The 7,277-nt window shown below is 60.6% G+C and carries 4 protein-coding genes and 1 pseudogene; all 5 read right to left on the bottom strand.

Going from position 1 to position 7,277, the window contains the following annotated elements:
- Positions 1–146: pseudogene (locus tag FQP90_RS14335) on the bottom strand (pyridoxal 5'-phosphate synthase lyase subunit PdxS); the annotation flags it as partial.
- Positions 147–401: 255 nt separating this feature from the next.
- Complete coding sequence (gene pgsA, locus FQP90_RS14330) at positions 402–1,031, bottom strand: phosphatidylinositol phosphate synthase (protein ID WP_144651593.1); 630 nt, start codon at positions 1,029–1,031, stop codon at positions 402–404.
- Complete coding sequence (locus FQP90_RS14325) at positions 1,021–1,614, bottom strand: HIT family protein (protein ID WP_144651591.1); 594 nt, start codon at positions 1,612–1,614, stop codon at positions 1,021–1,023. The genes pgsA and FQP90_RS14325 overlap by 11 nt, the downstream gene beginning before the upstream one ends.
- A gap of 19 nt (positions 1,615–1,633) precedes the next feature.
- Complete coding sequence (gene thrS / locus FQP90_RS14320; protein WP_144651589.1) at positions 1,634–3,643, bottom strand: threonine--tRNA ligase; 2,010 nt, start codon at positions 3,641–3,643, stop codon at positions 1,634–1,636.
- Between the two features lie 131 nt (positions 3,644–3,774).
- Positions 3,775–7,275 (bottom strand): DNA polymerase III subunit alpha, encoded by a 3,501-nt coding sequence (locus tag FQP90_RS14315; protein ID WP_144651587.1) that lies wholly within the window; start codon positions 7,273–7,275, stop codon positions 3,775–3,777.
- Positions 7,276–7,277: the final 2 nt, after the last annotated feature.

Raw genomic sequence — 7,277 nt, 5'->3', positions numbered from 1 at the left:
TCGGCGATGCGGGCCTGCTCGACGTTAACGACGTCCATGATGACGCCGCCCTTGAGCATCTCAGCCATGCCCCGCTTGACGCGGCTGCTGCCCGTAACGCTGTTCGCGGACGAACCGGCTTCGTTGCTTACATCTGGTGTAGACACAAAAACCCCTATGGGTAGATAAACGACCTTCATGCCGGGGGCACGCGCAGCCACACGACCGCATCAGCGCACACCGGATTTTCAGGTCAAGGTGACCAAGTACTAGTAATAGTAGTCGCAGGTTGCATGGTGGCAGTACATTCATTACTGCCTTGACGGGCAATAAAGAGGGTTGTGGTAGGGCGACTGCACAACCGCCAGAGAGTGAGTCTGGTCGGATGCCAGTTCCCTTGTGAGGCTTTGCCCCTTAGGGACTTAGCCGGCCGCCGCACCATCGGCTTCGGCCATGGCCTGCCGACGGACTGCGGACATGCGCTGGACGATGGTCACGGCACTGGCCAGTGCCAGCAGGATCAGCGTTCCGAACAACACCACGGGCGGAAGACCGAGCCCCGTGAGCCCGGCAATCAGCAGCACCGAGGCCAACCGCTCGGCCCGCTCTGCAATCCCGACGCTGGCCTGGTACCCGAGCGATTCCGCCTTGGCCCTCGCGTAGGAAACAACCATCCCCAAGACAAGGCAAACGACGGCGGCGGTTCCGATTGCGGGGTCGTCACCGTGGGTGAAGAACCAGATAGTGAGGCCCGCGAAGATGGCACCGTCCGCCAACCGGTCCAAGGTGGAGTCGAGGAAGTTTCCCCAGCCTCCGCTCCGGCCTTGCAGGCGGGCCATGATTCCATCGACGACGTCCGAAAAGGCGAAAAAGGCGATCACCACGGAACCCCACCACAACTGGCCTAACGGGTAGAGGACCAGGCCGCCGAGGATCACTCCGGCGGTCCCGGCAATGGTCACGGCGTCAGGAGACACGCCAATCCTGAGGAGCCAACGCGCTAGAGGTGTGAAGAGGGAAGTGAAGAAGCCGCGCGCATGCCTATTGAGCATTCGACTCCCCCGGCCAGGCTTCGGCCACCAGTTTGCGGACCTCGTCAAGGGTCTGCGTGATGGCCTTGGTCTGGGCGATGATAGGGAAGAAGTTTCCGTCCCCGCCCCACCGCGGGACTACATGCTGGTGAAGGTGCGCGGCGATGCCGGCACCGCCTGTTACACCTTGGTTCATGCCCAGGTTGAAGCCGCTCGGATTCGAGACCTTCCGCAACACGCGCATGGCGGTTTGGGTAAGTTCGGCGAACTCTGCTGTCTCCTCCACGGTGATGTCCGTGTAATCGGGCACGTGGCGGTAGGGGCAGATCAGCAGGTGGCCCGGGTTGTAGGGGAAGAGGTTGAGCACCACATAACAGGTCCTCCCCCGGTAGACGATGAGGGACTCTTCGTCCGTACGGGAGGGTCCTACGCAGAACGGGCAATCATCCTTGTTCTTGAATTGATCCTGCCCGCCCTTGATGTAGGCCATGCGGTGCGGAGTCCACAGGCGCTGAAATGCGTCCGGAACGCCCGCGAGTCCGAAGTCATCGGTTACGTCGGCGTCGCTCGGAAGATCAGCTGCCGCGCCTGTGTTCTCCTGCACCGTCTATGCGTCCGTTCCGTCAGCTCTCGCGGTTCTTGACGGCATCAACAATCCTGCGGACCGCCTCTGCCACGGGAACACCGTTGTCCTGGCTGCCATCGCGGAAGCGGAACGACACCGCACCAGCCTCGGCGTCCTCACCTCCGGCAATCAGGACAAAGGGAATCTTGTCCTTGCTGGCAGTACGGATCTTCTTGGGGAAACGGTCCGAGGAGATATCTACCTCGGCACGGATACCGGCGGCCTTGAGCTGGCCGACGACGTCGAACATGTAGTCGTTGAACGTCTCGGCCACAGGGATGCCTACCACCTGGACGGGAGCGAGCCATGCGGGGAAGGCACCGGCATAGTGCTCGGTGAGGACACCCATGAAGCGTTCAACAGAACCGAAGAGGGCACGGTGGATCATGACCGGGCGCTGGCGCGTACCGTCTGCCGCCTGATATTCGAGTTCGAACCGCTCGGGCAGGTTGAAGTCCAACTGGATCGTGGACATCTGCCAGGTCCTGCCCAGGGCGTCCTTCGCCTGGACGGAGATCTTGGGACCGTAGAAGGCTGCTCCACCCGGGTCCGGAACCAGCTCCAGGCCGGAGGCTGCCGCAACCTCGGAAAGCGTGCGGGTGGCTTCCTCCCAAGCGGCGTCGTCACCCACAAATTTTTCTTCATTCTTGGTGGAGAGTTCCAAGTAGAAATCATCCAGGCCGTAATCCTTGAGCAGGCCCAGGACGAAGTTCAGCGTGGTGGTGAGTTCATCCTTCATCTGCTCACGGGTGCAATAGATGTGGGCATCGTCCTGTGTCATGCCCCGTACGCGAGTCAGGCCGTGCACAACCCCGGACTTCTCGTAGCGGTACACCGATCCGAATTCGAAGAGGCGCAGCGGAAGTTCCCGGTAGGAACGGCCACGGGAACGGAAAATCAGGTTATGCATGGGGCAGTTCATCGGCTTCAGGTAGTAATCCTGGGCCGGTTTCCGCACGGTTCCGTCTTCGTTGAATTCGGCGTCCACCTGCATGGCGGGGAACATACCGTCCTTGTACCAGTCAAGGTGGCCGGAAACCTCGTAGAGGTGTCCCTTGGTGATGTGGGGGGTGTAGACAAACTCGTAGCCGGCATCCACGTGGCGCTGACGGGAGTAGTCCTCCATGGCCTTGCGGATGATGCCGCCCTTGGGATGGAACACCGGGAGGCCCGAACCCAGCTCGTCAGGGAAGGAGAAGAGATCCAGTTCGACGCCGAGCTTGCGGTGGTCGCGGCGCTCGGCCTCAGCAATACGCTCCTGGTACGCCTTGAGGGCATCCTTGGTGGGCCAGGCAGTTCCGTAGATGCGCTGCAGCTGCTGGTTGTTCTGGTTGCCCAGCCAGTACGCAGCGGACGAACGCGTCAGGGCGAATGCGTTGGAAATGATCTTGGTGTTGGGCAGGTGCGGGCCACGGCATAGATCACACCAAACGCTCTCGCCGCTCTTCCTGTCCACATTGTCGTAGATGGTGATGTCGCCGGCGCCGACCTCAACGTTGACGCCTTCGACGGCGTCTGTTGCGTCGTTCTTCTTCCCGAGAAGTTCCAGCTTGTAAGGCTCGTTGGCCATGGCTTCGCGGGCTTCTTCTTCAGTAACCACGCGGCGAACGAATTTTTGGTTCTGGTTGATGATCTTCTGCATCATCTTTTCCAGCTGGCGCAGGTCTTCCGGGGTGAACGGGTCAGCGACGTCGAAGTCGAAGTAGAAACCGTCCGTGATGTAAGGGCCGATACCGAGCTTGGCATCCGGGCGCAATTGCTGCACGGCCTGTGCCATGACATGGGCGGTGGAGTGGCGGAGCACGTTGAGGCCGTCGGGTGATTCGATGGTGACGCCTTCGATGTCAGCATCCGCGGGCAGGACCTGGTCAAGGTCCTTCAGCACACCGTTGACACGGGCTACAACGACGTCGCGGCGCTCGAAGAAGAGTTCCGCGCCGGTAGTCCCTTCCGTCACCTTGGTCTCTTCGCCATCGACGATGAGGGTGATCTGTTGGGCATCTGACACGGGTGTCTCCTATTCATGGTTGAGGCTTCATAGCTTGTGGCGTACGGGGACCACAGCCAGCCACCGTCAATCGTATCTGCTCCGGCGAAGGCGGCCAAAGCAGCGCGCCGTTCCCCGATTCAGCTGCCTGCTCAGCTTCCCAGGCCCGTGATGGCAAGGTTTCTGGAGATGCCGTGGAGGGGTCCGTGGTGCGTGTAGTCGTCTGGAGGTCCTCCTCCGGCAGGCAGGAGTTCCGCGAAAGGGAACGTTTCGGGTTGGCTGAGATCCCAGGCCTTGCTGGCGCTCAGGCTGATTCCCTTGGGACCTGTCCTCCTGGTGGTTCCACGGATCAGCAGAAGCCGGGTACCGAACAACAGCGGACCCGATTGCTCTTGCGCTTCATGGAAGAAGACTGAATCAACGCAGCCTGTGCCGTCGTCGATGCTGATGAAGACCACCCGCCGCCCACCACGCATGGGCGGGGTCTGGGTCGCGATTCTGACCCCTGCCACCAGGACCTCGGTTCCATTGCGCAGCCCCAGGAGTTTGTCTGCGGTGGTGACTCCCAGCTTGTCCAGCAAGGGCCGATGGCTGTCCATGAGATGCTCGCTGACGTCCACCGCCATGAGGTCGAGCTCCGCCCTGACGTTGTCCACCATGGTGGGTGCGGGTAATTCCGGAGCGAGGTTCCTTAGCTCAACATCGCCCAAAGCGAACGACAGTTGCCCTTCGATCACGTCGGCAGCTTTCTTGGTGGAGCTGCCCTGGAGGGCTTGTAGGTGCTGTACAAGGTCGGCCCGGTTCGCTTTTCCTCCGGAATCCTTATGCAGGACATCGAAAGCACCCAGTTGGGCGAGCCTTTTGATGTTTGGCTTGCTTACCCGCGCCCGCGCCCTGAGATCCGCCAGGGAATCGAAGGGCTGCCCCGCCACGATCCGTTTCAGTTCCGCTCCGGAAAGCCCGTATATCCCGGTAAGGCTCAAGCGGATGCCAAGTTTCCCTTGATCAGGTCCGTCTTGAATCCTCTCCACCCTGTATTCAGCTTGGCTCCGGTTGATATCCAAAGGCAGGATGGGAATTCCCAGCCGACGCGCTTCAGCCACCAACAATCGCTTGGGATACATGCCGGGGTCGTGTTCCCAAAGCCCTGCGAGGAAGGCTTCGGGATGATGTGTTTTCAGCCAAGCCGATTGGTAGGTAGGCACGGCAAAGGCAGCACCGTGCGCTTTGCAGAACCCGAAGCTCCCAAACGCTTTCAAGGTCCCCCAGACCTTGTCCACTACTTCAGGCGGGTATTTCTTGATCGCCTCACGCCGGAAGTACACCTCGACGCCCGGCTCATGGATTTCATCGCCCAAGGCACGGCGGAATTCATCGGCCCGCGCCAAACCGCAGTCGGTCATGACATCGAAAGTCTTCAGGATCTGCTCATGGAACACGGTGACGCCATGGGTTTCCTGAAGGACCGGCTTCAGGTCCGGGTGAGGGTAGATCTCCGGCGCGAAACCATGCCTGTGTTCCAGGAATGGGCGGACCATATCCGACTTCATGGGCCCAGGCCTGAACAGTGAAATATCGATAATCAAATCGTTGAATTCGCGCGGAGCCATCTTTCCTATGAGCTCCCGCTGACCCGGCGACTCGATCTGGAAGCACCCCAGCGTATGGGTGCTGCGGATCAACTCATAAGTGGGCTCGTCGTCGAACGGAACGGCGTTGAGATCGATCCTGCCGTCTGCAGCGATGAAATCAGGCCCTGTCCCACCTGGCTCAACCGGGTGCTTACCGGCAGCCACCACCTCTGCTTTGGAAGGATGGAGGCGAATGACCTCCCGGACCGCAAATGCCATGGCGCTTTGCATGCGCACACCCAGGACATCCAGCTTCAGCATGCCCATGGGATCCATGTCATGTTTGTCGAACTGGCTCATGGGAAGTCCAAGCCCGCTGGGCTGGACAGGCGTCCGGTCAAGGAGCGTTGCATCCCCCAGGATCACTCCACATGGATGCATGGAGATATGGCGGGGCAGCCGGTCCAGCCTTTCGGTCAAGTCCACCAAGAGGTCCAGTTGCTGGTTTTCCTCCGAGGCGCCCCGTTCCACACGCCCAGCAAAGTCGCGAAGCTCCGGCTTCTCCACCAAGGCTTCACGGAACTTGCGTGCGGAGAACCTCCACAGCTGCTTGGCGATATCGCTGATTTCGCCTTCGTCCATTCCCAGGGCCATTCCGGCGTCCCTGACAGCACCACGCGCCCTGTAGCCGTTCTGCATACTCATGAGCGTGACGCGTTCCGCTCCGAACCGATCAAAGATCTTCCGGTATACGTTGTGCCGTTCCGCGCTTTCGACGTCGATGTCGATGTCAGGGAGGGTTGACCGGCGGCCGGAAAGAAAACGTTCAAAAATGAGGTCGTGGCGGATTGGATCCACTTGGCTGATGTCGATCAGATAGTTCACCAGGCTGGAGGCACCCGACCCCCTGGCTGCAACCCGGACACCCATGTCGAGGATCATCCGGGACACCTCAGCGACAGTAAGGAAGTAGGAAGCAAAACCGAGCCTGCCGATAATCCCGAGTTCGTGCATCAACCGCGAGCGCATTCGCTTCTCCGCTTCGCCGTTGATCCCGGGGAAGCGTTTGGTGATTCCGGCTTCACACCGCTGGGCCAGTTCAACCATAGGATCTCCGTTGATGCCGATGATGGAGGATTCGGGAACGACGGGTTTCTTCCATCCCATGTCCAGGACGGGATCCATGCGGCATTTGTCGGCGAGCGCTTCTGTATTTGCGAGCAGCTTGCTGAGGTCGGCTTTTCCTTGGCCTGCCGCGTTCATGATTTCCTTGCCAAGTTGGAGCATGTGTTGGGCGTTCTTTAACCAGCCCTGGCCGGTGGGTTGGAGCATGGGGGCGGTTGAGAGTTCCGGGAGGGATTTCAGGGTGCGTGCTGAATCGAGGACGTCAGCTGTAGCTGCTCCGTCCTGCGCGCAATAGCGGACGGCGTTGCTGAGGACAGCGGGCACGTTGTATTCGAGGGCGAGTTTGAGCATCCGTACGGCGTGGGCTGTGCTGAGGGGTTCCCCCGGTGGGCTGAGGTGGGAAACTGCTTCGGCAACGATCGTGCCCGGTGGCATGGCGTCGATCCATTGCTTGAAGAGGGTTCTGGGCCTGAGGTATTTTCGCCCTCCCATTGCCTGCCCGACATCCGAGTCCGGACCGATCATGACTGTCAATACTGGTTTCAGGGTTTGTGGGTCAAGTGTTCTGGAGGCGAGTTCGCCCCGGGTTACTGCTGCGGGGACGGCTCCCCCGGCTTTTCCAGACGTGCGGGCATGGGCGTCGGAGACCAGTCTGCATAGCGCCCTGTAACCGGCGCCGTTGTTGTTGCCGTGGGCGAGTACGACGACGCGGCCAGCGACTTGGGTGCGGTGGTCGCCGTCGTCGTCGAATACTGCCAGATCCACCCCCACAATGGGGTCGATGCCGGCCTCCATGCAGGCTTTGAGGTGTTTGACGGTGCCGTAGAGACCGTCGCGGTCTGTGCAGGCGAGCGCTGTGGCGCCATCTGCTGCAGCGGTTTGGGCGAGCTCGTCGGGCCAGGAGACGCCGTAGTGTGCACTGAAGGCAGTGGAGACGTGCAGGTGAGTGAAGCTCAAGG

It is taken from the genome of Paenarthrobacter nitroguajacolicus, from assembly GCF_007786235.1.
GTDB lineage: Bacteria > Actinomycetota > Actinomycetes > Actinomycetales > Micrococcaceae > Arthrobacter > Arthrobacter nitroguajacolicus_A.
The sequence above is the reverse complement of the archived record's forward strand: the minus strand, read 5'-3'. Positions and strand labels throughout refer to the sequence as shown.

What these genes read in the sequence shown, in the direction of transcription:
- pgsA (WP_144651593.1), bottom strand. Translation starts at nt 1,031, where the DNA reads ATGCTCAATAGGCATGCGCGCGGCTTCTTCACTTCCCTCTTCACACCT.